The sequence below is a fragment of the Streptomyces abyssomicinicus genome (assembly GCF_008974245.1).
GTDB lineage: Bacteria > Actinomycetota > Actinomycetes > Streptomycetales > Streptomycetaceae > Streptomyces > Streptomyces abyssomicinicus.
The window spans coordinates 367,218-391,260 of record NZ_BBZI01000010.1 but is presented as its reverse complement, the minus strand read 5'-3'; the positions used below and the strand labels follow the sequence as shown (position 1 = coordinate 391,260).

The 24,043-nt window shown below is 71.9% G+C and carries 19 protein-coding genes; 7 read left to right on the top strand and 12 right to left on the bottom strand.

The window, feature by feature from the left end:
• Positions 1-197: 197 nt before the first annotated feature.
• The 9 genes from GBN72_RS24915 to GBN72_RS24875 all read right to left on the bottom strand — a co-directional run bounded on the left by GBN72_RS24915 (position 198) and on the right by GBN72_RS24875 (position 10,878).
• Entirely contained in the window at positions 198-653 is a 456-nt protein-coding gene (locus GBN72_RS24915) for a Crp/Fnr family transcriptional regulator (protein ID WP_151774119.1), read from the bottom strand.
• 226 nt (positions 654-879) lie between these two features.
• Positions 880-1,230, bottom strand: coding sequence for a DUF202 domain-containing protein (locus GBN72_RS24910; RefSeq protein WP_151774118.1), 351 nt, complete (start codon positions 1,228-1,230; stop codon positions 880-882).
• Positions 1,227-1,619: a YidH family protein gene (locus GBN72_RS24905; RefSeq protein ID WP_151774117.1), complete on the bottom strand. Its 393-nt coding sequence runs from the start codon at positions 1,617-1,619 to the stop codon at positions 1,227-1,229. The genes GBN72_RS24910 and GBN72_RS24905 overlap by 4 nt, the downstream gene beginning before the upstream one ends.
• A 146-nt stretch (positions 1,620-1,765) precedes the next feature.
• Positions 1,766-2,656 carry a glycoside hydrolase family 19 protein gene (locus GBN72_RS24900; protein WP_151774116.1) on the bottom strand — a complete coding sequence of 297 codons (891 nt, stop codon included), beginning with the start codon at positions 2,654-2,656 and terminating at the stop codon, positions 1,766-1,768.
• A gap of 182 nt (positions 2,657-2,838) precedes the next feature.
• Complete coding sequence (locus tag GBN72_RS24895) at positions 2,839-3,372, bottom strand: 2'-5' RNA ligase family protein (RefSeq protein WP_151774115.1); 534 nt, start codon at positions 3,370-3,372, stop codon at positions 2,839-2,841.
• A 59-nt stretch (positions 3,373-3,431) separates the two neighbouring features.
• Positions 3,432-5,258 (bottom strand): lectin, encoded by a 1,827-nt coding sequence (locus GBN72_RS24890; RefSeq protein ID WP_246212846.1) that lies wholly within the window; start codon positions 5,256-5,258, stop codon positions 3,432-3,434.
• A 27-nt stretch (positions 5,259-5,285) separates the two neighbouring features.
• Positions 5,286-8,096 (bottom strand): lectin, encoded by a 2,811-nt coding sequence (locus GBN72_RS24885; protein WP_151774114.1) that lies wholly within the window; start codon positions 8,094-8,096, stop codon positions 5,286-5,288.
• Between the two features lie 303 nt (positions 8,097-8,399).
• Positions 8,400-9,611, bottom strand: coding sequence for a PP2C family protein-serine/threonine phosphatase (locus tag GBN72_RS24880; RefSeq protein ID WP_151774113.1), 1,212 nt, complete (start codon positions 9,609-9,611; stop codon positions 8,400-8,402).
• A gap of 205 nt (positions 9,612-9,816) precedes the next feature.
• Positions 9,817-10,878 (bottom strand): ABC-2 transporter permease, encoded by a 1,062-nt coding sequence (locus GBN72_RS24875; RefSeq protein WP_151774112.1) that lies wholly within the window; start codon positions 10,876-10,878, stop codon positions 9,817-9,819.
• A 167-nt stretch (positions 10,879-11,045) separates the two neighbouring features.
• Here GBN72_RS24875 and GBN72_RS24870 point away from each other — a divergent pair, with 167 nt between their 5' ends.
• A complete protein-coding gene (locus tag GBN72_RS24870) occupies positions 11,046-11,654 on the top strand; it encodes a DUF6328 family protein (RefSeq protein WP_151774111.1) in 609 nt (202 codons plus the stop codon).
• Positions 11,655-11,660: 6 nt separating this feature from the next.
• Here GBN72_RS24870 and GBN72_RS24865 read toward each other — a convergent pair whose 3' ends face one another.
• Positions 11,661-12,272: a flavodoxin family protein gene (locus tag GBN72_RS24865; protein ID WP_151774110.1), complete on the bottom strand. Its 612-nt coding sequence runs from the start codon at positions 12,270-12,272 to the stop codon at positions 11,661-11,663.
• A 224-nt stretch (positions 12,273-12,496) separates the two neighbouring features.
• Between GBN72_RS24865 and GBN72_RS24860 the strand changes: the two genes are divergently transcribed.
• Positions 12,497-13,324, top strand: coding sequence for an alpha/beta fold hydrolase (locus GBN72_RS24860; RefSeq protein WP_151774109.1), 828 nt, complete (start codon positions 12,497-12,499; stop codon positions 13,322-13,324).
• On the opposite strand, the gene GBN72_RS24855 is transcribed toward GBN72_RS24860, so the two are convergent.
• Positions 13,314-15,551 carry a sigma-70 family RNA polymerase sigma factor gene (locus GBN72_RS24855; RefSeq protein ID WP_218042077.1) on the bottom strand — a complete coding sequence of 746 codons (2,238 nt, stop codon included), beginning with the start codon at positions 15,549-15,551 and terminating at the stop codon, positions 13,314-13,316. The two genes, GBN72_RS24860 and GBN72_RS24855, sit on opposite strands and share 11 nt — an antisense overlap.
• Positions 15,552-15,836: 285 nt before the next feature.
• Here GBN72_RS24855 and GBN72_RS24850 point away from each other — a divergent pair, with 285 nt between their 5' ends.
• From GBN72_RS24850 to GBN72_RS24840, 3 genes are all read left to right on the top strand, one after another.
• On the top strand, positions 15,837-17,384 hold the full coding sequence (locus tag GBN72_RS24850; RefSeq protein ID WP_218042076.1) for a pectinesterase family protein: 1,548 nt from the start codon (positions 15,837-15,839) through the stop codon (positions 17,382-17,384).
• A 64-nt stretch (positions 17,385-17,448) separates the two neighbouring features.
• Positions 17,449-18,954, top strand: coding sequence for an RICIN domain-containing protein (locus GBN72_RS24845; protein ID WP_218042075.1), 1,506 nt, complete (start codon positions 17,449-17,451; stop codon positions 18,952-18,954).
• 214 nt (positions 18,955-19,168) lie between these two features.
• On the top strand, positions 19,169-22,402 hold the full coding sequence (locus GBN72_RS24840; RefSeq protein WP_151774108.1) for a penicillin acylase family protein: 3,234 nt from the start codon (positions 19,169-19,171) through the stop codon (positions 22,400-22,402).
• 85 nt (positions 22,403-22,487) lie between these two features.
• On the opposite strand, the gene GBN72_RS24835 is transcribed toward GBN72_RS24840, so the two are convergent.
• Positions 22,488-23,036 (bottom strand): MarR family winged helix-turn-helix transcriptional regulator, encoded by a 549-nt coding sequence (locus GBN72_RS24835; protein ID WP_151774107.1) that lies wholly within the window; start codon positions 23,034-23,036, stop codon positions 22,488-22,490.
• A 113-nt stretch (positions 23,037-23,149) separates the two neighbouring features.
• Between GBN72_RS24835 and GBN72_RS24830 the strand changes: the two genes are divergently transcribed.
• Together GBN72_RS24830 and GBN72_RS24825 are read left to right on the top strand one after the other, a co-directional pair.
• Positions 23,150-23,563 (top strand): organic hydroperoxide resistance protein, encoded by a 414-nt coding sequence (locus tag GBN72_RS24830; protein ID WP_151774106.1) that lies wholly within the window; start codon positions 23,150-23,152, stop codon positions 23,561-23,563.
• 155 nt (positions 23,564-23,718) lie between these two features.
• Positions 23,719-23,973 (top strand): HU family DNA-binding protein, encoded by a 255-nt coding sequence (locus GBN72_RS24825; RefSeq protein WP_151774105.1) that lies wholly within the window; start codon positions 23,719-23,721, stop codon positions 23,971-23,973.
• Positions 23,974-24,043: the final 70 nt, after the last annotated feature.

Genomic DNA, 24,043 nt, shown 5'->3' with positions numbered 1-24,043 from the left:
ACCGACTCCCGTGCGGGAGCCGAATTCCGAAGCCGCCGGAATTCCCCCGGCCACACATATGTGCTTTATTCCTCGGCCACGCGTTTCGAGAAGTCGGCCATGCGTTTCGAGAACAAGGTGAATTCGAGGAAAGGCTTTCGCGTGTGCGGCGGAGCTGACGGCGGCCCGCGACCTGCCCACCGTCGGAGCGGGTGCGCTCAGACCAGGCTGCCGCTGCCGTGGGGGGCGTACAGGTCGAGCAGCCGGATCCGGGAGGTGTGCAGCCGGTGGACGACCGCCGCGCCGACCCACCCGGCGATCGCCCGGCCGAACGCCGGGTCCTCGGCGCACGAGGCCCGCACGGCCTCCGCGTCGAACTCCCAGGCGCGCACCGGGCTCAGTGCCTCGGCACCGAGCTGCCACGTGTAGGGCGGGAAGTGCCAGGAGCAGCCGACGAGTTCCCCGCGGCCCAGCGACTCGACGGCGGCGGGACGGCACCCCGGCACGCGGGAGTCGAGGAGCACGGTGCCGCTGCGGACGACCCAGAACCGGTCGGCGCACCGGTCCTCCTCGAACAGGCGGGTGCCCGCCGCGAAGGAGACTTCGTGTGCCAGGTGCATCAGCCTGTCGCGGTGGCGGACAGGCAGGGCCGTGGTGGTCGTGGCGCTCGTCATCGTCCTGGTTCCCCTCTCGACGCCCGGCGGTGCGGGGGCTGCGGATGACTCCAGCCTGCGCCTCGGCCGGGGCGTCCTCCACGGGCCGGCCGGTCCCTGCCCGAGGCCGTTCGGCCCCACTGCGAGGGGCCGATGCGCGCGCCGAACGGCGAGCGGAGGATCCGCCGGCCCAGGGCGCCCCGTCCGGAACGTGACCACGCCCGCCCGGTGTGAGCCCACAGGCCCTTCACACGGCGAGCCACATCCCGCACGCGGCCGTGGCCACGGTGCACAGTGACACCGCCGCGGCCACGGGGAGGGCGAGGGACCGGATGCGGGATCCGCGCGCACTCGCGTCCTGGATCTCCCGGACCCGTGCGTGCGCCAGGGCCGTGAACGCCAGCCACAGCGCGCAGCAGGCCGCGCCCACGGCCATCGCCCCGCTCGAAGGCGCCTCCCGCAGCGCCGTCCTGACGGCCAGTACGGCGACGACCGCCGCCGAGAGGGTCGTACGCCGCCACGCCAGCCGCGTCCGCTCGGCCTGGAGCCCAGGGTCCCGCCCCGGCGCCGCCGGCGGCTCCCCGGTCCCGCCGATCATCCGGCCGGTCCGAGAACCACGACGACCACCATGACCAGTGCGACCAGCGCCACCACCAGGCCGAGCAGCGCGGGGAAGCGCGTCGGCGGCAGGTCCTCGCCGCGTCGCATCGCGCGCTCGCACCGCACCCAGCGGTCGACCGCGCGCAACGCGCACACCGCGCCCACCGCGAGCAGCGCGCAGGCAAGCCCGACCCGCCAGCCCCAGCGGAGACCGGGCAGGAACTGGTCCACCGCGAACCCTCCGCCGACCAGGGCCAGAGCGGTGCGCAGCCAGGCCAGGAACGTCCGCTCGTTCGCCAGCGAGAAGCGGTAGTCCGGCGTGTCGCCTTCCTCGCCGAGGTGCTGTGGCGCGAACCAAAGACGCAGGTTCCGGATGATTCCGATCATGCGCGGGACCATACCGCCGTCCCGTCCGACGGGTCGCCGCCCCTGCTGACGGTGCGAGGGCGGATCTGCCGGCGCGTCAGGACGGCGGCGGCCGCTGCCGCCGACGGTGTCGGCGGCAGCGGTCCGTCCGTCCCGGCGGGCGGCCGTCAGCAGTAGAGGTTGCTGCCGGTCGGCGTCCCGAGGATCTGCGTGAACCGCTGGTAGTTGTTCACACGGCTCTGCACCTGCGCCGGGTTCCTGCCGTCGCACTCCAGGGAGCCGTTGATGCTGCGTATGGTCTGGCCGAATCCCGCGCCGTTCACCATGGCGTTGTGCGGGGTCATGCTGCCGGGGCCGGTCTGGGTGTTCCAGTACCACAGGGCCGTCTTCCATGCGACGGCCGAGTCGTTCTGCACCAGCCAGGGGTTGTTGAGGAGATCGATGCCGAGCGCGTCGCCCGCCGCCTTGTAGTTGAAGTTCCAGCTCAGCTGGATCGGGCCGCGTCCGTAGTAGGCGGACTGCCCGGCCGGACAGCCGTAGGGCTGGCCCCAGTCGCAGTAGTGCGAGTAGTTGGCGGTGTTCTGCTCCACCACGTGCACCAGCCCGCCGGTCTCGTGGCTGACGTTGGCGAGGAAGGCCGCGGCCTCCTGCTTCTTCACCGTGTCGCTGCCGGTGTTGGCGAAGCCGGGGTAGGCGCTCAGGGCAGCGGTGAGGCCGCTGTAGCTGTAGAAGGAGTTCCGGTTGGGGAACATCTGGTTGAACTGCGCCTCCGTCACGACGAAGCGCGTGCTGGGGGTGCCCGGCCCGTTGTCGCAGGCGTACGGCTCCCAGTACCAGGTGCTGATGATCGGGTCGTAGCCCGGGTTGGCGTGCTCGGCGATGTACGCCTTCCCGTCGGTGTAGCGGACGATGTCACCGGCGTTGTAGGACTTGCCGGCCACCCAGTTCGGGTAGCTGGAGCACGCCGCGGCGGCGGCGTTCGTGGCCGGGAGCATCACCGGGGCGGCGCCGGCGAGCGCGAGGACGGTCAGGACCGCGGAGACAGAACGTCGTGGCACGAGATCAACTCCTATGCGCGGCACGGCCGCGTCCTGGGGCGGGACGCAACAGCTCGCACGACGCGCACCGGTGGACCGGACACGGCGTGGGGGCGGCCGTGGTGGGGGTGTGGAGCCACACTCAACCGCGTTGGTCTGTACCAGTCAAGGAGGGAGACCGGTCAGGTATAGACCAATAAAGGTCAGCGGCGGGGCCGGAGCACCTCCAGGGCTCCGGTCTCGGTGTCGTAGCTGCGCAGAGTGGTGAGCCGGGCCGACAGCGGCGGCACCGGCAGCAGTTCCTGGACGCGCCGGTCGGCGAAGGCACCGGGTCGCCGGCTCCGTCCGAGAGTGACGTGCGGACTCCACCGCCCGGGCTCGTGGAGGGGGTTGAGGGACTGGTGGGGGCTGTCCGCGGTCACCGCCTCCCACGCCCGGCGGTGCAGGCCGGCCAGCGCGGCGTCGCGGTCCAGCGCCCAGGCCAGCACCGAGGTGGGCCGCTCGAACCGGACCACGCCGGTGAACCGCACCGGCAGCGGCAGGGCCGCGGCCACCTCGGCGAGCCCCCAGCGGATCGGGGCGGTCAGCTCCGGGCAGGCGGCCAGGGTGAGGTGCGGGCTGTTGGTCGGTGAGCGATGGCGTGCCTGACTGGGCAGCCCCGCGTCCGCGAGCCGCCGCCATGCCTCCCGGACCGCCAGGTCCGCCGCCTCGTCCAACAGGAGCTCGACCGTGCGCACCTGCGCAGCGTACCCGCGGGGCCGAGGGGCCCCGCGGGCAGGTCGGCCCCGCCGTCAGGTCAGGGCAGGGTCCACTTCTGGTTGCTGTTGGCGTGGCAGGTCCACAGGTGGACCGCGGTGCCGTCGTTCCAGGTGCCGCCGGAGGCGTCCAGGCACTTGCCCGAGGCCGGGTTGCGGACCGTCCCGTCGGCCTGGGCGGACCACACCTGCGCACCCGTGCCGTTGCACGTCCACAACTGGATCCGCGTCCCGTCGGTGCTCCCGCCGCCCGACACGTCCAGGCACTTGCCCAGCGCCCGCACCGTGCCGTCACCGGGAAGCGTCCACCGCTGCGCGGCGGTGCCGTTGCACGTCCAGATCTGCACCTTCGTGCCGTCCGCCGTCTGCCCGCCGTCGACGTCCAGGCACTTGCCGTTGACCCCCTTCACCTCACCCGAGCGGGGGCCGGGCTCCTGCCCCCCGCCGCCCTGTTTGACGCGGATGTTGCGGAAGGACACCTCGTCGCCGTCCCCGTGGTTCTGGATGCCGATGTGTCCCTGCCGCAGGCTCCGCGCCGGGTCCGTGTTGGTGAAGTCGTTGATCTTCCGGCCGTTGAGGAAGATCTCCAGGCGCTCGCCGGTCACCCGGAGTTCGTAGGTGTTCCACTCCCCCGGCGGATTCAGCGCGGCGTCCCGTGCGGCGATGTCGGCGGAGCGGAAGCCGTAGACGGCGCCGGTGGTGCGGTCGGCCGCGTCGGTGGCGTCGATCTGGATCTCGTAACCGTTGTTCACCGCCGTCCAGGGGTCGCCGGAGGCGGGGAAACCGAGGAAGACGCCGGAGTTGTCGTCCCCGGCCATCCTCCAGTCGAGCTTGAGGGAGTAGTCGCCGCTGAACTCCCTGCCCGAGTACCAGTACAGCCCCATCCCCCCGGTGGAGGTGAGGGTGCCGTCCGCGAGGGTGAAGGAGCCGGGACCGGCCTGGCTCCAGCCAGCGGTGGAGGAGCCGTCGAACAGGGTGGTGTAGCCCGTTTCCGGCCGGCAGTCGGCGTCCGTCATACCGGCCGCCCAGCGGATGCCGCCGAGCAGGTGCCGTCGGAAGGCGGTCTCGGAGTAGGACTCGTCGGTGTGGCCGCCACCGGTGTAGAAGGCGCGGCCCCCCTGGTAGTCCTTGCACCAGGCGATCGGGTGGTCGCCGGACATGCTTCCGCCCGAGTAGCTGGACTCGTCGAGGGAGGCCAGGACACGGGCGGTGGTGCGCGGGTTCGAGCGGTAGTCGTACCACTCGTCGGTGCGCTGCCAGGTGCTGCCCAGATGGGCCGTGGCGTCGTGGGCGCGGTCCTCCACCTCGACGGTGGCGGACTGGACGGCCGGGTGGGAGCGGAAGAGCGCGCCGGCCAGGCCCTCGTAGAAGGGCCAGTCGTACTCGGTGTCGGCCGCGGCGTGGATGCCGGCGTATCCGCCGCCGCCCTGGATGTACTGCTCGAAGGCCGTCTGCTGGGCGGCGTTCAGCACGTCGCCCGTCGTGGAGAGGAAGACGACCGCCTTGTACTGGGCGAGGTTGCCGGTGGTGAAGGCCTGGGCGTCCTCGGTGGCGTCCACGGTGAAGCTGTTGGCGGTACCGAGGTCCCGCAGGGCCGCGATGCCGTCGTCGATCGAGGAGTGGCGGAAGCCCGCCGTCCTGGAGAAGACCAGGACCTTGTACGCCGGGTCGGCGGCCGCGTGTGCCGTCGCCGGGTCGGCGGCCGCGTGTGCCGTCGCCGGGTCGGCGGCCGCGCGTGTGTCCGCGGTGTTGGAACTGGGCGCTGCGACGGGGTGGCCCGCCTCTGCCGGCAGTGCGACGGCCTGGGGTGTCAGGCAGAGCACGGTGGACGTGAACAGGCCGAGGGCCGTCCTGCGAAGGGTGCGCATGATCGGTTCCTCCTTTCCGGAACGGGGCTAGGGCAGGGTCCACTTCTGGTTGCTGTTGGCGTGGCAGGTCCACAGGTGGACCGCGGTGCCGTCGTTCCAGGTGCCGCCGGAGGCGTCCAGGCACTTGCCCGAGGCCGGGTTGCGGACCGTCCCGTCGGCCTGGGCGGACCACGCCTGCGCACCCGTGCCGTTGCACGTCCACAACTGGATCCGCGTCCCGTCCGCGCTCCCGCCGCCCGACACGTCCAGGCACTTGCCCAGCGCCCGCACCGTGCCGTCACCGGGAAGCGTCCACCGCTGCGCGGCGGTGCCGTTGCACGTCCAGATCTGCACCTTCGTGCCGTCCGCCGTCTGCCCGCCGTCGACGTCCAGGCACTTGCCGTTGACCCCCTTCACCTCACCCGAGCGGGACGGGTCGCCGGAGGTGGTGAAGGAGAACTCGTCCACGTCGAACAGGGAGCCGCTGCCGCCCTTGAACACGAGGTGGAGGGAGGTCGTGCCGGAGGGCTGGCCACTCAGGCCGGCCGTGACGTCCTGGAAGGTCTCCCAGCCTCCCGTCACCGGCACGGTGGCGGTGCCGAGCAGGGTGCCCGTCGGGGATCCCGCCCGCACCTCGATGGTGCCGCCGGCGCCCGCGGAGGAGACGCGTGCGGTGAACCGGGTGGTGTTGCCGAGGGCGTAGGGCTTGAACGAGATCCAGTCGCCGTTCTCGATGTGGCCGACGGTCCGGCCGCCGTGGGCGGGCGTGTGGTCGACGACCTGGACTCCCGCGGAGTCGGAGTAGTGCTCGGCCTGCCGGTGGGAGGGCTGGGTGATGTGCTGGTCGTGGGTGGTCAGCGCGGGCTGCCCCCCGGCGCCCTTGTCGGTGTACTCGGCGTCGACGACGCCGAAGATGTTGGCGTTGGGGTCGTGCTCGCCGTCGGCGAGGGTCTGGAGCCGCCCCTCGCATCCCGTGGTCGAGGTCTGCGGATGGCCGTGGCTGTCGTGTCCGACGACGAAGGTGACCTTCACCCTGGAGCAGTCGACCGTGCCGTCCTCGGGATCGGTCACCGTCACCTTGTAGGGGATGGCGTCACCGAAGTCGTGGACGCTGCCGTCCGCGGGCAGGTCGAGCCTGACCGTCGGCGCGGTGTTGCCCACCGTGATCCGGACGGACGCCGTGCCGGACTTCCCGGTCGCGTCCGTCACCTTCAGCGTCGCCGTGTACTGGCCGTTGCTCCCGTAGGTGTGGGACGGGTCGGCCGCCGTGGAGGTGGTGCCGTCGCCGAAGGTCCAGGCGTGGCTCAGGGCGTCACCGTCGGGGTCGGAGGTGCCGGCGGAGGAGAACGAGACGGACAGGGGCGCCTTCCCGGAGGTGACGTCCGCCGTAGCCTGGGCCGTCGGCGCGCGGCCGCCGGTGACGTGCTCGATGCGGTACAGGGCGGAGTTGGCATCGCCGTTGAAGTAGCCGGTGCCGTAGTCGAGCACGTACAGGGCGCCGTCGGGTCCGAAGGCCATGTCCATCACCTGGGTGCCGGTCCAGGGGAAGGAGTTGACCGACTGCACGGTGCCGCCGGTGCCGGTCTCGATGCGCTTGATCCACCGGCGGCCGAACTCTCCGGCGAAGAAGTCGCCGTCCCACTCCTGGGGGAACTTGACCGCGGAGGTGGAGCCGGCGTCGTACCGGTACACCGGACCGCCCATGGGTGACTCCGAGCCGCCGCCGAACTCCGGGACGGAGTCGCCGTTGTACGGGATCCACGCGGGCTTGGCAGGCGGCAGGTCGGTCAGGCCGGTGTTCCTGGGCGAGTTGTTCTTCGGTGCCGCGCAGTCGAACGCGGCACCCGAGGCGCCTGTTGCGAAGTTGTGGTCCGTGTAGGCGTCGTTCCTGCCCGTGCAGTACGGCCAGCCGTAGTTGCCGGCTTCGGTGATGCGGTTGAACTCGACCTGGCCTTCCGGCCCTCTCGCGGGGTTCGCGGTGCCGGAGTCGGGACCGTAGTCCCCGAGGTGGACGATGCCCGTCGCCTTGTCGACGCTCATCCGGAACGGGTTGCGGAAGCCCATCGCGTAGATCTCCGGCCGGGTCCTGGCGGTGCCGGGCGGGAAGAGGTTGCCGCCGGGGATCGCGTACGTGCCGTCCGCGTTGACCTTGATGCGCAGGACCTTGCCGCGCAGGTCGTTGGTGTTGCCCGAGGAACGCTGCGCGTCGTAGGCCGGATTGCGGGAGGGCCGCTCGTCGATCGGGGTGAAGCCGTCCGAGGCGAAGGGGTTGGTGTCGTCACCGGTCGACAGGTAGAGGTTGCCCTGCGCGTCGAAGTCGATGTCGCCGCCGACGTGGCAGCAGGTGCCGCGGGAGGCGGGCACATCGAGGATCTTCCTCTCGCTGGCGAGATCGAGGGTCCCGTCGGCCTTGAGGACGAACCGGGACAGTCGGTTGACGCCGTCGAAGGGGGCGAAGTCCGCCGCCGTACCGTCGGACGGGGCGTCACCGGCCGGTGTGGTGAGCCGGGGGGCGTAGTAGAGGTAGACGTGCCGGTTGGACGCGAAGCCGGGGTCGGCCGCGACGCCCTGCAGGCCCTCCTCGTCGTGGCTGTAGACGTCCAGCTTGCCCGCGACGGAGGTGGTGCCTGCGGCGTTCGTCAGCCGGAGCGTGCCGTCGCGCGAGGTGTGCAGGACCGAGCGGTCCGGCAGCACCGCCAGCGTCATGGGCTCGCCGGTCTCGGCCACGCCCTTGGCGAGCGTGACCTGCTGGAATTCCTCCGCCGCGGCTTCGGCCGCGAAGTCGGCCACGGCTTCGGCCGCGGCCGGCGGGCGGTCCTGGCCGCCCGGGCCGTCGGGCTGGGCGGCTGCCGGTGACATGGCCAGCAGATGTGCGAGGACGCCGGCCGCCGCGGTCAGCAGCAGGCGGGCCCGTCCAGGTAAGAGCGGTCGTGTGCGCACAGAGTTCTCCCCAGGAAGGTGGGATGACGGCAGACCCGAAGAGGACTGCCTCGAGGAGCACAGGCGCGCGCCGTCGCGCCTTGGCCGGCCCGCTCGATGCGTGACCGGTTCATTACAAGGAAGCTAGCGAGCTTTGCCCGTCCCCGGAACCCGAAGCGCACAGGATCTCGAAACTTTCTCCCGTGGCGGGACAAAGTGAATCACCGCGCCACGGCACCCCGCTCAGCCGGACGTGCGCCCCTGGGGTTGCCATTCGATCAGCATGATGGTGGCGTCGTCGGTCAGCTTGTCGTGGTGGTGGTCGAGGATGTCGTGGATGAGCAGCCGCAGGATCTCGGCGGGGCGCTGTCCGGCGGCGGCGGAGCGGATGATGAAGTCGGCGAACCGGCCGAGGCCGAACTCGTCGCCGCCCCGGCGGGCCTCGGTGACGCCGTCCGTGTACAGCAGGACACGGTCGCCGGGTTCCAGGGTCGTCTCGTGCACCTGGCGGCCGGCCCCGGCGCCGAGCAGGCCACCCAGACCCATGGGCGGCTGCGGCGGGCTGTCCAGTGCCTTGTCGAGCACGCGCTGGCCGCGGATCAGCAGGGGGGCGGGATGGCCGCAGTTGCTCCAGCGCAGTACACCGGTGTCGGCGTCCAGCCAGCACACGACGCCGGTGCAGAACTGGTCGGGGAGCCACTCGGCGAGGGCCTGGTCGACGGACTCGACCATTTCGGCCAGGTCGGCGCGGGAACGGCGGGCATTGCGGCAGCACGCCAGCGCCACCGCCGTGGTCAGGCCGGAGGCGAGGTTGTGCCCCATGGAGTCGAAGATCGCGGCGTGCAGGACGTTCCGGGTCAAGGAGTGGTCGAAGGCGTCCCCACCGAGGTCGTAGGCCGGCTCCAGCACGCCGGTCGAGATCACCGAGGAGGTCCCCACGCTGCGGGGCGGCAGGAAGGCGCGCAGCATCTCGGTGTGCGCGTGCATGCTGCGGGTACGGGTGCGGGCCACGAACCAGTCGCTGTAGGTGCGCTTGGAGGTGACCACCATCGAGAGCGTGTGGGCCAGCAGACGGCATCGGCGCAACCGCACGGCGTCCATCGTGGCTGACCGCACGCCCAGCACGCCGAGGCGTTCCGCGCCGTCGACCAGGGGCACCCAGACGACCAGCTCGTTCTGTTCCTCCTCGATGCGCATGGAGACCGTGCGGTAGGCCCATCCCGCCCTGCTGTCGTCCACCGGCAGCCGGGCGTCCTGCTCGTCGAGCGGAACCAGGATCCTTTGCTGAAGGTCGACCAGGTAGATGGTCGCGCCGTCCAGCCCCATCGCCCGGGCACAGCGGTCCACCAGCCCGGGCAGCTGGTAGGGGACGATCGCGTGGACCTCGGCGAGCATCCGTTCCAGCAACTGCTCTTCCAGGCCGAGGGCTGCCACCCGTTCGTGCTCGTCCGTCACGACGTCACCTCCACTCCGTCCACCCACTCTCACACCGTTCGTCCGTCCGCCCCACCGTCCCCGCCGCAGATGGAGCAACGTTCCCCTGGGCAGGGTGACCGGCAACCGGTCGTGCCGGTCCTCGCCGGCACGTTCCGTGGTCCTGGTGGGCCGAGCCGTACGCCCGCCGCGCGCGCGGTGGCCGACGGCCGGACGTCCGGGGGCCTCACGGGCCGGCGGACGCCGGGCGACGCTCGCGACCACCGGGATGCCGGTGCCGCCAGGTCCAGAACACCGCGCACGACAGCAGGGTCCAGCCCCCGAGTACCAGGAACGGGAACGCGTGTTGGTGCCCGCGGAAGTACACCGCCGTGTGCTGCGCGTTGACCGAGGCGCCGGGCGGCAGCCACTTGCCGATCTCGCCCAGCGGCGACGGCAGCAGCGGCCAGGACACCGCGCCGCCGGACGAGGGGTTGCCCAGCAGGACCATCAGCCCCCACGTCGGAAGCATCGCCCAGCGGCCGACCAGGGTGTTGAACATGCTGAAGACCATGCCGCTCGCGAAGAGGGTGAGCGCCAGGATCAGCCACGACTGCACGAACGGCAGGTCGAGAGCACCGAGCAGCCAGTCCACGGTCGCCGCGATGGCGAATCCGCTGAGCAGCGCGTAGGCGAGGGTGAACGCCATGCGTTCGAGGGGGGTCAGGTCCCGTGCGTGCACGCTGAGCTGGATCGCCCCGAGGAAGCCGATGATGACGGCGGCCAGCGAGATGTAGAAGATGGCCAGCCCGCGCGGGTCGCCCTCCTGGAGCGGATTGAGGTCCCGGACGGTGACCACGACGCCTGTCCTCCTCCCCACGGCCGGTGCCGTGTCGGCCAGCACCTCGGCGACCGAGGCCCCGGACGCGCCCGACAGGTCGAGGACCGCGGTCCGCCCGTCGTCGCGGATGTCGAAGATCGCGAAGACCCTCTGGTCGTCCATGGCCTGACGGGCCCCGGCGAGACTGCCGCACCGGCGCACCTTCACGGACGCGTTCAACGCCTTCTCCAGGCCGTCCAGAAAGGCCTGCCCCCGGGCCTGCTCGTACGAGCCGACCACGGCCGCGGGGATGGAGCGCGGCGTCGGATCGGCCATGGCGAAGGTGTACGAACCGGCGAAGAGACCGGCCGCCGCAGCCAGAATGAGCGTCAGCACGACGGCGGGGCGCAGCGGTGACTGCCGGAACTCGGACCACCGCCGGCCGGGCGTCGGCGGCTGGGCGTCCGCACCACGGAAGATGTCGGCCATGACCAGCACATTTCCACATACGGGGAGGAAAGCACCGAAAGCGCCACGGAGGCCGGGCGGCGGCCCGGCCTGCGTTCCTCGTCGGTCGGGCCGCCTCCCGTGCCGTGTGACCTGCATGGAAGCCTCCGATCCGGGCATATGGGCCGACCCGGGACTTGGAGGGAAGCATGACGATGACGGAGCAGCCGGCCGGTTCGGCGATCGAGGACGCCGCCTGCCGCGAACACGCCGCCTGCCGCGAACACGCCGCCTGCTGCGAACACGGCGCCGGCCACGGCACGAAGCACGGTGCCGAAGAACCGGAGACGCCGCGCGAGCGGGTCAACCGCCGCTGGAACGAGATCCTTCAGGAGACCCGGGTCACCCAGACCGGCGTGCAGATCCTCTTCGGGTTCCTGCTCAGCGTCGCGTTCACCCCCACGTTCAGGCAGCTGGAGACGCTGGACCGCGGCATCTACGTCATCACCGTGGTGCTCGGCGCGGCGGCCACCGCGTCGCTCATCGCGCCCGTCGCCATGCACCGGTTCCTGGCGGGTCAGCGGATGAAGGACGAGATGGTGGAGGCCGCCGGCCGCCTGATGGTGTGCGGCATGGTCCTCCTGGCCCTGACCATCGGCTGCACCCTCCTGCTGCTCCTGCGCTTCGTCCTCCCCGGAGTCCTCGCCGAAGTGCTCGTGGGCGCGGTCATGCTCTGGTTCGGCCTGTGCTGGTACGTGCTGCCACTGCGCCTGCGCCGCCGTGCCGCTCGCCGCTCCCGCACGGCCGGCGAGGCGTAGGGCGGGTCACCCGGGCGGAGCGCCCAGCGGGTTCGCGGCCAGGGCGCGTGCGGCGCCGTGGAGGTTGGCGGCCATCGCGCGGCCGGTTCGGTGGGCCCAGTCGTGGCCGCGCCGGTCGTCGAGGTAGTCCGGGCCCGGGCCGGGGCCGAGGTGCCAGTAGGTCCACGACTGGCCGGGAATGGTGTAACCGATGTCGCACAGGGCGCCGTTGATCTCGCTGATCACATGGTGCGCGCCGTCCTCGTTGCCGGTGACCACGACTCCCGCGACGCGGTCGTAGGCGACGGGGCGGCCGTCGTCGTCGGTCTCGGAGAGCATGGCGTCCATGCGTTCCAGGACACGCTGGGCCACCGACGACGGCCGGCCGAGCCATGTCGGGGAGGCGACGACGAGGATCTGCGCCTGCAGCAGCTTGGCGTGCACGGCGGGCCAGTCGTCGCCTGCGGCGACCGCCTCGCTGACCACGCCGGGGTGGATGTCGAGGTCGACGGCTCGGACGTGCTCCACCTCCACGCCGGCGTTCTCCGCCAGCCAGTCACCGACCACCCGCGCCAGCGCCTCGGTGTTGGACGGCTCGGGGGACTTCTTGAGCGTGCAGTTGATCACCAGTGCCTTCATGACGCGGCGGTACCCCGCTGCGGGCCGCCGACCCCCCGGTGCCCCCACCCGGGCGAAGAGCGTGCCCGGCCGGAGCAAGGGGCGCGGCTCCTTCCGCGCCCGCCCTGCTCGGCCGTCACGGCCGACGGGCGGGTCGGCACCGGGTGCACCCGGATGGCGGCCGACGGCGGTCCGGGCGATGCTCAGGTCCGGGGATCCGGTTCGCCGCGATGAAAGGACAAACCATGCCCTTCTGCACGACGCGAGACGGTGTCGAGATCTTCTACAAGGACTGGGGCCGGGGCCGCCCGGTGGTGTTCATCCACGGCTGGCCGCTCAGCGGCGACGCGTGGCAGGACCAGCTCAAGGCCGTCGCCGACGCCGGCTACCGCGGCATCGCGCACGACCGGCGTGGGCACGGCCGCTCGACGCCGGTCTACGACGGCTACGACTTCGACACCTTCGCCGACGACCTGAACGACCTGATCACCCACCTCGACCTGCGGGACGTCACTCTGGTGGCGCACTCGATGGGTGGTGGGGAGCTCGCCCGCTACATCGGCCGCCACGGCACCGGGCGCATCCGCTCCGCCGTCCTGCTGTCCGCGATCCCGCCGCTGATGCTCCAGGGCCCGGACAACCCCGAGGGCGTCCCGCAGTCCGTCTTCGACGACATCAAGGCGGGCATCATCGCGGAGCGGTCGCAGTTCTGGAAGGACACCGCGGTCGGTTTCTTCTCCGCCAACCGCGACGGCAACAAGGTCACCCAGGGCAACAAGGACGCGTTCTGGTACATGGCCATGGCGCAGACGATCGAGGGCGGCGTCGACTGTGTCGACGCCTTCGGCACCACGGACTTCCACGAGGACCTCAAGAAGTTCGACGTCCCGACGCTCGTCGTGCACGGCGACGACGACCAGGTCGTGCCGATCGACGCCACCGGCCGCAAGTCCGCCCAGCTCATCGCGGACGCCGAGCTCAAGGTCTACGAGGGCGGCTCGCACGGCATCGCCCTGGTGCCGGGTGACAAGGAGCGCTTCAACAAGGACCTGCTGGAGTTCCTCAAGAAGTGACCCTCGGGCGTGGTGCGCGTCGGTCGGCCGTCATCGGCGCGCCCACGCCGACGGCCGGGTCGCGGAGGCGGAGGAAGGCGGTACGGGGCAGCGCACCGTCCGGCGAACGGGCTCCCTCGGCGCCGCGCGGATCCTCCGAGCGCAGGCCGGTCAGGGGCACGGACGGTCCGCCCTCGTCCCAGGTGTTGCCCTTGGAACGCGCGGACGGGCCGAGTTCCGCCTCTCGCGGGTTGCTCCACGCGGCGTTGCGGACGAGCGAGGCGGTGGCGTCGGCGATGCGGAAGCCCGCGATGCCGTTGCGGTAGGCGCTGTTGCGCTCCAGGACCGGCGAGCCGGTGTTGCCGTCGTCGGTGAACCCATGGCCCCCGTTGTCCCAGGCGGCGTTGTTCGTCACGACGTGCGCCACCGGGGCCCTGGTCCGGCCGCCGCCGAGGGTGAAGCCGTCGCCGTTGCGGTAGGCCCAGTTGCCGTCGAGCACGACGGGATCGGTGAAGCCTCCCAGGTCGACGCCGTCGCCGCCGTTGTCCCAGGCACGGCAGTCGCGGACGGTGTTGCCCTCGCCCGCGCCGAAGACGATCGCCAGGCCCGTGCCGCCGCCGTCGCCCTGGCGGTTGTGGTGGAAGTCGCTGTCCACCACGGTGTTGCCGACGGTGCCCGCGTCCCGCAGCACCAGCCCGGACTCCGCGTTGTGGTGCATCGTCAGGCCGTCGAAGACGTCGTGCGCGCATCCGCTGCACACCCATGCGTGGCTGCTGGACCCGCGCACCTCCAGTCCGCGCACCGTCCAGTGGTCGGCGCGCTGGGTGACGGCCCACCGGCCCTCGGGGACGGCGGACACGTCGAGCACCGGGCGCTCCCCGCGGTAGGCGGTGAGCAGCACGGGGCGTGCGGCGGTGCCGTCGGTGTCGATGGTGACGGGTTCGCTCGGCCGGTAGGTGCCGCCGCGCAGGGCGATGGTCTGGCCGGGGCGCACCATCCCGACGGCCTTGCCGAGCGTGGCGTAGGGCCGGGTGAGGCTTCCGTCGCCCCGCTCGTCGGAACCGTCGGGGGCGACGACGATGTCGGCCGCCGCGGTACCGCCGTCGGGGGCCGTGGCGGTCGGCGGGGCTGCCGGACCTCCCGGTGCGCCGGGGGCGGCGGTCGGCGCGGAGCGCGGAGTGCGGTCGGGCGCCGGGGACTGCCACACCGGGAGGACGACCGCGCCGATCAGTACCGCGGCCCCCACCGCGAGCGCGGCGGCGGTACGGGGCCTGACGCCGTGGAAGAGGTCGGTGACGCGGTCGAACAGCACGCCGATCCCCGCCTTGGACGAGGCCGCCGCGGCGGAGGCGGAGTCGAGCAGCCCCGGGAGGCCGGCCAGCAGGCCCGCCGGAACCGGCAGCACGATGCCCGGCAGCAGCAACTCGGGCGGCACCAGGCCCTCTCCCTGCCGCAGACAGGCCGGACAGTCGCGGACGTGTCGGCCCAGCCGTTTGCGCCACAGTGCGCTCGGCGTGCCGTCCCAGCCGCGGACGGCGGCCGTCAGCTCCGGGCACCGCGGCGAACGGGAGAGCGCCCGCACGACGGTGCGGGCCGTGTGCAGCTGCTCCTTCATCCGCTGCACCCGCACCGCGACGTGCGCGCGGGGCATGTTCATGGCCGCGCTCAGCTCGCCGCGTCCGAGGACCCCGGCCGTCTCCTCCCACCACAGGGCGAGAAGGCGGCGGTCCGCGGGCTCCAGCCAGCCGGTGGCGCGCAGGATCTCCCCGCGCTGCTCGGCCATGACCACTTCGGCGACGGTCCGTTCGGTGAAGTCACCCGACGGATCGGGCAGTTCCTCGTCCACGGGCCGGTACGGGAGGTCGGGGCGACGGCTCCGTCCGTGCTGCTGGACCTGCCGGAAGGCGATGGCCACCGCCCAGGACCGGAACCTCTCGGGCTCCCGCAGCCCGGGCAGCCCCGCCACGATCCGCAGCAGCACCTCCTGCACCACGTCGTCGGTGTCGGCATGCCCGTCCAGGGCCCGCCCCACGACCCGGTGGAGCAACGGCAGGCAGGCGGCGAGCAGTTGCTCCAGCGCCGCGCGGTCCCCGCCCCGGGCCGCCCGGACGAGCTCGAGGTCCCGCGACGACATCCCGGGCGCCCAGCTGCCGGGCGGCGTGGCCGCCGCCCCGGGCGTGGCGGTCCGGTCCGTGGCGCCCGTGGCGGTCCGGCCGCCCGCGGCCCGCGGCGAGGGGGGATGGTCCATGGCGCGGTTCTCCTTCGCCGCGCGCCGCCGTCCCGGGCGGCGCGGGCGGTCGGTGGCCCCGGGGCGGACATGCTCGGGGCCTGCTCGGACACCTGGCGTGCGACAGGCCCCGGATCGTGGCACGGAGCCCGGGAGCTGTAAAGCCGTGGCACCCACGAGGTGACGGGAACACGCCACGTTTCTCTTTTTCCGTTATCCCCTCCTCCCCCACCGCATCTACCTCTTCACCGCGGTGCCCTCCGGCCGCGGCACCCGCACGCCGAACGGCGAGAGAGGTCCCCGCCCATGACCACCGACAGATCCGCTCCGCTCATGTCCGGACCCGGTGCGCCGCACCCCTCCCGGCCCGCGGGCCGCCGACCGGCACGCCGTCGGCACGCGCGCCGCCGCGGGCGCCTCGCGGCGCTGACGTCCGCCCTGGTGATGACCGCGGGCGGAGTGACCGCCGCGGTCCAGCTCGCAGCGCCGGCCGGCGCCGCGACACTGCCCGCGGTGGACACGAAGTACCAGCTCGTCGTCACCAGGTCCGGCAAGTGCGTCGACGTCCCCGGCGCCTCCACCGCCAGTGGCGCCAAGCTCCAGCAGTGGGGCTGCACCGACGACTCCCCCTGGCAGCAGTTCACTCTCAGGTCCGCCGGGACGGGTGTCTACACACTCGTCGGCGTCAACAGCGGCCAGTGCGTCGACGTCCCCTCCGGCAGCACCGTCAGCGGAACCCAGGTCCAGCAGTGGGGCTGCGGAGCCGGCCGGACCAACCAGCAGTGGCGCCTCACCCCCAGCGGGACCGGCACCTACCAGATCATCAGTGTGGCATCCGGCCTGTGCCTCTCCGACGCCCTCGCCTCCACCACCAACGGCACGCCCGTCATCCAGGAGACCTGCACCCACAACACCAACAAGCAGTGGGCCTTCAAACCGGTGGCCGGCTCCGGCGGCGGCTCCGGCACGCCGAACACGGTGGCGGCCGACGGCACCGGCACCTACCGGACCGTCCAGGCCGCGATCGACGCGGTGCCCAAGGGCAACACCAAGCCGGTGACGATCACCATCAAGCCCGGCACCTACCGGGAGAAGGTCACCGTCCCGGCCGACAAGCCGTTCGTCACCCTGCGGGGCAACGGCGACTCCCCGGACGACGTCGTGATCATCGGCAACCGCAACGCCGGGAGCTACGGAACGTCCGGCAGCGCCACCGTCGTCGCCCTGGGCCACGACTTCACCGCCGACCGGCTGACGATGGCCAACGACTTCGACGAGAACTCCTCCGACACCGGCGACCAGGCACTGGCCCTCTACCTGGACGCGGACCGGGCCCTCCTGGACGACGTCCGGCTCCTCGGCGACCAGGACACCTTCCTGGTCAACAACAACGCCCGCGCCTACGTGAGCGACTCCTACGTCGAGGGCACCGTCGACTTCGTCTACGGAGGGGGCATCGCCGTCTTCGACCGCTGCCGCATCCACGAGAAGCGCAGCACGGGCGGCCCGATCACCGCCGCCAGCACCCCCGCCGACCGCGCCTACGGTTTCCTCTTCCACCGCTCCACGATCACCGGGGCCAACACCGGCAGGACCCAGCTCGGCCGGCCCTGGCGGCAGAACGCGCAGGTCGTGTTCCGCGAGTCCAACCTGTCGGACACGGTCGCCACCGCGCAGCCGTGGACCGACATGTCCGACGCCACCTGGCAGAACGCGCGGTTCTTCGAATACGCCAACACCGGTCCCGGCGCCACCGTCAACAGCAACCGCCCTCAGCTGACGGCCGCCCAGGCCGCCTCCTACACCCCGCAGAAGTACCTGGCGGGCACCGACGGCTGGAACCCGGTCGGCTGACCCGGGACCGGGCCGAGCCCCACCCCCACGCACCCGCTCCACACCCACGAGAAGGAAGAAGGACATGAGCCGACGCAGTACCCCTGACACCCCGCCCGCCCGCCACCGCCACCGCCGCCGTCCCGGCAAGGCCGCCGCGACGGTCTCCGCCATGGCGGTGGTGGCCGGCGCAGTGGTCGGCGCCGTCACCGCGACGGACAGCGCCCAGGCCGCGGAGCTCCCCGCCGTCGACGTCAAGTACCAGCTCGTCGTCACCAAGTCGGGCAAGTGCATCGACGTTCCCGGAGCGTCCAGGGCGAACCAGACCAAGCTCCAGCAGTGGGGCTGCACGGACAACTCCCCCTGGCAGCAGTTCACCCTGAAGTCCGCCGGCAGCGGCGTCCACACCCTCGTCGGCGTCGACAGTGGCCTGTGCGTCGACGTGCCCTCCCGCTCCACCGTCAGCGGCGTCCAGGTGCAGCAGTACGAGTGCGGCGCGGGCAAGACCAACCAGCAGTGGCGACTCGTGGCCTCGGGGACCAACACCTGGCAGATCGTCAACGTGAACTCCGGGCTGTGCCTCTCCGACGAACTCGCCTCGACCACCAACGGGACTCCCATCATCCAGGAGACCTGCACGGCCAACACCAACAAGCAGTGGGCGTTCAAGCCGGTGGGGGGCGGCAGCGGCCGGACCTGGTCGAACACCGCGGACGGCTTCGCCTCCACCGGCGGCGGCACCACGGGCGGCGCGGCCGGAGCGACGGTCACCGTGAGGACCTTCGCCGACCTGGTCAAGTACGCGACGGCGGCCGAGCCGTACACGATCAAGATCGCCGGGGCGATCACCGTCGCCCCGTACGGCCACGAGATCCCCGTGAAGTCGAACAAGACGCTGATCGGCGTCGGCACCTCCGGGGAGATCGTCAACGGCGGCTTCTTCCTCGGCGCCGGCACCCGCAACGTCATCATCCGCAACCTCACCATCCGCGACACCCGCATGGCCGAGGACGACCCGGACGACAAGGACTTCGACTACGACGGCATCCAGATGGACACCGCCGACCACATCTGGATCGACCACAACCGCATCGAGCGGATGAACGACGGCCTGATCGACAGTCGCAAGGACACCAGCTACCTGACCGTCTCCTGGAACGACCTGGGTGAGGTCAACAAGGCCTTCGGCATCGGCTGGACCGAGAACACCACGGCCCGCATGACGATCCACCACAACTGGATCCACGACACCAACCAGCGCAACCCCAGCATCGACAACGTGGCGCTGGCCCACCTCTACAACAACTACCTGCAGAACATCACCTCGTACGGCAACCTCTCGCGCGGCCGGTCCAAGACCGTCATCGAGAACAGCTACTACGAGAACGTCGCCAACCCGTACTACCCCGACACCTCGGCCGCGTCCCTGTCGCAGACGGGCTCCGTGGTCGTCAACTCCACCGGCAAGCAGCAGACCGGCGGCACCACCTTCGACCCGCGCAGCCACTACAGCTACTCCCTGGACGCCGCGAAGGACGTCCCGGCGCTGCTGCGCCAGTACACCGGCCCGCAGAGCACCATCGGGCAGTGAGTGACGGCCGGGGCCCCCGGTTCACGGGGGCCCCGGCCCAGAAGTCGCCGCTCGACGCCGGCGAGGGGACGGCGCGGCGGCCTCCCGGGCCCGTGAAGGAGATGTTGCATGTTCTTGTCAACGCTTCCCGGGGCTTACGCCGGTGGGCGGCCGGGGCTTAGCGTGCGGGCGCACCCCCCACGTCGCGTCGGTACGAGACCCGGAGAACCCCCTCTTGAATCCCTTCACCCGCCTCCTCGGGCACGGCCGCCGGGGCAGATCCCGCTCCGTGGCCGTCCTGCTGACCGCCGGCGCGCTGCTGGCCGGCACGCTCACCGGAGCGACCGGTGCCGCGGCCACCTCCGACCCCTGGCCCGGCGCCTCGGACCCCTGCGTGGGCCAGTGCGGTGACATCCTCACCCCCGGCGAGAACGGCCACGCGACGCTGGCCGGAATCCTGCTGCACCGCAGCATCGGCACCCGGCCCGCGCACTCGGCCGACCAGATCGAGAAGTACGACGACCTTCTGCACAACTACTCCGGGCTGACCGACGACCAGCTCGCCGACTACTTCTCGGACGCCTCCCTCGGTGTCGCCGCCGACCAGGTGGAGTCCTCCTACAGCCCGCGTTCCGGCGTGACGATCACCCGGGACAAGGCCACCGGCACCCCGCACATCAAGGGCACGACCCGCTCCGCCACCGAGTTCGGCGCCGGTTACGCGGCCGGCGAGGACCGGCTGTGGCTGATGGACATCCTGCGCCACGTGGGCCGCGCCCAGCTTTCGTCGTTCGCCGGCGGAGCGGGCGGCAACCGGGAACTGGAGCAGAGCCTGTGGGCGGTCGCCGCCTACAAGGAGTCGGACCTGCAGGACCAGCTGAACCGCATCAAGGGCTCCGGCGCGCGCGGTGCCCAGGCCGTGCAGGACATCACCGACTACGTCGCCGGCATCAACGCCTTCATCGACGACACGGTGGGCGACAACACCTATCCCGGCGAGTACGAGCTCACCGGGCAGGGCAACGACATCAAGGACTTCACCGCCACCGACGTGGTGGCGATCGCCTCCGTCATCGGCGCCATCTTCGGCAGCGGAGGCGGCGGCGAGGTGGAGAACGCGCTCGCGAAGCTGGCGCTGCAGAAGCAGTACGGCGCCGCGGCGGGCGCGGCCGCCTACAAGGCCTGGCGTGCCCAGAACGACACCGAGGCCACCACCACGACCGGCGGCTCCTTCCCGTACGCGACCAGTCCCGACTCCCCGGTCGGCGTCGCCGCACCGGACCGCGGCTCGGTCAAGGCCTACCAGCACGTGAGCAACGGCACCGGTACGGGGGCGACGGCCACCGCGGGGACGCCGGCGGCGGCGTCGTCCCTCTCCTCCTCCTCGTCGGAGGGTGTCCTCCCGGGGGACCTGATCAGTGCGAGGCGGGGCATGTCCAACGCCCTGGTGGTGTCCGGGGAGCACACCGCCTCCGGTCACCCGATCGCCGTGTTCGGGCCCCAGACCGGTTACTACGCACCGCAGTTGCTGATGGTGCAGGAGCTGGACGGTCCCGGTCTGCGCTCCCGCGGAGCCTCCTTCCCCGGCATCAGCTTCTACGTGGAGATCGGACGGGGCCTGGACTACGCCTGGAGCGCCACGTCGGCCAACCAGGACATCACCGACACGTTCGCCGTCGAGCTGTGCGAGCCGTCCGGCGCCACGCCGACCACCGCGTCGCAGTCCTATCTGCTGGACGGGACCTGCACGCCGTTCGAGAAGCTGACCGTGCACAACTCCTGGTCACCGACGACCGCGGACGGCACCGCGGCGGGCTCCTACGACCTGACCACGCTGCGTTCGGCGTACGGGCTGGTGACGCACACCGGCACCAGCGGAGGCACCCCCGTGGCCTACACGGCGCTGCGTTCGACGTACCACCACGAGCTGGACTCGGTGATCGGCTTCCAGAAGTTCAACGACCCCTCGGTGATCACCTCGGCCGCGGCGTTCCGGACCGCGGCCCAGGACATCGGGTACACGTTCAACTGGTTCTACGCCGACTCCCGGCACACCACGTACTACAACTCGGGCCACAACCCGGTGCGGGCCGCGGGCACCGACCCGGACCAGCCCCTCTGGGCGCGGTCCTCCTACGAGTGGCGCAACTGGGACCCGGCCGACAACACCTCGGACGTCACCGCTCCCTCGGCGCACCCGCAGTCCGAGGACGAGGACTACTACATCAGCTGGAACAACAAGCAGGCCGACGACTACGCGGCGGGCTGGAGCAACGGCGCGGTGCACCGGGCCGACCTGCTGGACCGGCGGGTCTCCGCGCTGGTGGACACCGGCGGCGTCACCCGGGCCAAGCTGGTCCAGGCGATGGAGGACGCGGCGGTCACCGACCTGCGGGCCGAACAGTTGCTGCCCGAACTCCTCGAGGTTCTCGACTCGGCGCAGGTGACCGACCCGGCGGCGTCCGCCGCCGTGTCCAAGCTGCGCGCCTGGGCGGCGGCCGGCTCGGAGCGGCGTGAGGGGTCGAAGGGCGACGGCACGTACACGCACGCGGACGCCATCCGCATCCTGGACGCCTGGTGGCCGCTGCTGATCGAGGGCGTCTTCGAGGCGGACCTCGGCACCGAGGCCTACCGGGCGCTCACCGCCGTGGCGCCGATCAACGAGTCCCCGTCGGGCGGTCAGAACGGCTCCGGCGCCACCGGGACGGGCATCGCCGCCGGTCAGGCGCACAAGGGTTCCGCCTTCCAGCACGGCTGGTGGAGTTACCTCGACAAGGACCTGCGGTCCGTCCTCGGCCGCGGCGTTGCCTCTCCCCTGGACCGCACCTACTGCGGCAGCGGCACCGTCTCCTCCTGCCGCGCCGTGCTGCTGGACACCCTGACCACCGCCGCCGCCCAGCCGGCCGCCGGGGTCTACCCGGGTGACGACTCCTGCGACCCCGGTGACCAGGTGTGCGCGGACGCCATCGTGCACCGGGCGATGGGCGGCATCACCGCGCCGCGCATCGCCTGGCAGAACCGCCCCACCTACCAGCAGGTGGTGGAGTTCCCCGCCACCCGGGCGGACACCCTGACCAACCTGGCGCGCGGCGGCACCGCCACGGCCTCCGACCACCAGGACGCCGTCATCGTGTCCTACCCGCCGGGCAAGGCGATCGACGGCGACCTGGGCTCCCGCTGGGCGAGCAGGACCGTCTCCACCGCGTGGATCACGGTCGACCTGAAGGCGGTGCGCAGGGTCGGCCGGGTCTTCCTGGACTGGTCCGACCAGTACGCCGTGAAGTACCAGGTCCAGGTCTCCTCGGACAACGCCACCTGGTCCACCGTCCACACCACGACGGCCGGCAGCGGAGGCTCCGAGAACCGGTCCTTCACCCCGGTCGACGCCCGCTACGTCCGCGTCAGCCTCCTCGTGCGCGGTACCGACAACCGGTACTCGCTCAACGAGATCGGTGTCTACAGCCAGTAGGCGCGTGCCCGGAGGGACGGGACGGAGGATCGCGACGGACCCGCCCCCGCCGGCTGCCGGCGGGGGCGGGTCCGTCGCGTCCGGGTCACCGCTCCTCCTCGGTTCCTCCGCTGCGTGCGGGGCCCGCGGGAGCGGGCGGGGCCTCGTCGTGCCGGGCGGCGTCGTCGAGGGCGCCGGTGAGCCGGGTCAGCAGGACGCGCAGGGTGCGCGCGTCCTGGCGGTCGAAACCGGTGGCGGCGGCGATGTGGCGGGGGACGTGGCACGCCTGTTCGCGCAGGGCGAGTCCCTCGGCGGTGAGGTGGATGTGGACGGAGCGCTCGTCGGCGGCGGAGCGGCGGCGGTGGATGAGTCCGGCCGCCTCGAGTCGCTTCAGGAGGGGCGACAGGGTCCCGGAGTCCAGGCGCAGGCGCTCACCGAGGTGTTTGACGGGGGTGGTGCCGTCCTCCCACAGGACGAGCATGACCAGGTACTGGGGATAGGTGAGCCCGAGGTCCTTGAGGACGACGCGGTACAGGGCCGCGAAGGCGCGGGAGGCCGCGTTGAGGGAGAAGCAGATCTGGCTGTCCAGGAGAAGGGCCTCGTCCAGGCCCGTCTCCCCCTGCTCGTCCACGCGGCCGGGGTGCGGGGTGTCCATGGGGTCAGGGTAGCCCGCCCACATTTTGATTGTGCACAATTAAATTGCGTGCTTAACTAGAGCCCGGCGGGGCCGGTCCGGGTCCGCCTCCACGCAGGGAGAAGAGGATTCGCATGGACGCGCTCTACACCGCTGTCGCCACCGCCACCCACGGCCGCGAAGGCCGCGCCGTGGCCTCCGACGGGAAGCTGGACGTCCAGCTCGCACCCCCGCGCGAACTGGGCGGCAACGGTGAGGGAACCAACCCGGAACAGCTCTTCGCCGCCGGTTACGCCGCCTGCTTCGCCAGTGCCCTCGGCGCCGTCGGGCGGCAGGCGAAGATCGACGTCTCCGACGCGGCCGTGACCGGCGAGGTGTCGATAGGCAAGGACGGTCCGGGGTTCGCCCTGGCCGTGACGCTCCGGATCGAGCTGCCGGAGTCCGTGGACGCCGAGACGGGACGCAAGCTGGTGGACCAGGCGCACCAGGTCTGCCCGTACTCCAACGCGACGCGCGGCAACATCCCGGTGGACCTGGTCGTCGAGTGACGTCCGGCCGCACCCGGGGGACCCCCGGGCGCGGGGGACGCCTTCCTGGTGCGGGAGCGGCGGTGCGGTGCCACGATGGTCGGGCCGGAGCGGTGAGCGGCCGGTGAGGCCCGTCGCCGCGCTCCGGGCAGCGATCTCGAGGAACGGGTGCTCGCATGGACAGGTCCGGGCTGGTCGAAGCCGTCACGCGGAAGGCCGCCGAGGACGGTGGACTGACGTCCGAGCAGGTCGGCCGCGTCGTCGACGCGGTGTTCGGCACCGTCGACGGGGCGGGGGCGATCGCGGAGGCCCTCAAGGAGGGCGAGACCGTGACCCTGGACGCCTTCGGCAGTTTCCACCACCGGGGCGGCGAGACGGGGCTGCGGCCGGGCAAGGCGCTCGACGAGTTCGTCAACGGCCAGGTCGGCTGAGGCGGCGTCCGGACGGGACCGGAGGACGGCCGCGGTCGCCCTGCGCCTCGATGGCGCCCCCGGGCCCGGC

Bases quoted from the DNA above. Each gene is read 5' to 3' on its own strand.
- GBN72_RS24860 (WP_151774109.1), top strand. From the start codon at position 12,497: ATGCCCTTCTGCACGACGCGAGACGGTGTCGAGATCTTCTACAAGGAC.
- GBN72_RS24845 (WP_218042075.1), top strand. From the start codon at position 17,449: ATGAGCCGACGCAGTACCCCTGACACCCCGCCCGCCCGCCACCGCCAC.
- GBN72_RS24905 (WP_151774117.1), bottom strand. From the start codon at position 1,619: ATGATCGGAATCATCCGGAACCTGCGTCTTTGGTTCGCGCCACAGCAC.
- GBN72_RS24830 (WP_151774106.1), top strand. From the start codon at position 23,150: ATGGACGCGCTCTACACCGCTGTCGCCACCGCCACCCACGGCCGCGAA.
- GBN72_RS24890 (WP_246212846.1), bottom strand. From the start codon at position 5,258: ATGCGCACCCTTCGCAGGACGGCCCTCGGCCTGTTCACGTCCACCGTG.
- GBN72_RS24915 (WP_151774119.1), bottom strand. From the start codon at position 653: ATGACGAGCGCCACGACCACCACGGCCCTGCCTGTCCGCCACCGCGAC.
- GBN72_RS24910 (WP_151774118.1), bottom strand. From the start codon at position 1,230: ATGATCGGCGGGACCGGGGAGCCGCCGGCGGCGCCGGGGCGGGACCCT.
- GBN72_RS24855 (WP_218042077.1), bottom strand. From the start codon at position 15,551: ATGGACCATCCCCCCTCGCCGCGGGCCGCGGGCGGCCGGACCGCCACG.
- GBN72_RS24825 (WP_151774105.1), top strand. From the start codon at position 23,719: ATGGACAGGTCCGGGCTGGTCGAAGCCGTCACGCGGAAGGCCGCCGAG.
- GBN72_RS24850 (WP_218042076.1), top strand. From the start codon at position 15,837: ATGACCACCGACAGATCCGCTCCGCTCATGTCCGGACCCGGTGCGCCG.
- GBN72_RS24885 (WP_151774114.1), bottom strand. From the start codon at position 8,096: ATGTCACCGGCAGCCGCCCAGCCCGACGGCCCGGGCGGCCAGGACCGC.
- GBN72_RS24875 (WP_151774112.1), bottom strand. From the start codon at position 10,878: ATGGCCGACATCTTCCGTGGTGCGGACGCCCAGCCGCCGACGCCCGGC.
- GBN72_RS24835 (WP_151774107.1), bottom strand. From the start codon at position 23,036: ATGGACACCCCGCACCCCGGCCGCGTGGACGAGCAGGGGGAGACGGGC.
- GBN72_RS24870 (WP_151774111.1), top strand. From the start codon at position 11,046: ATGACGATGACGGAGCAGCCGGCCGGTTCGGCGATCGAGGACGCCGCC.
- GBN72_RS24865 (WP_151774110.1), bottom strand. From the start codon at position 12,272: ATGAAGGCACTGGTGATCAACTGCACGCTCAAGAAGTCCCCCGAGCCG.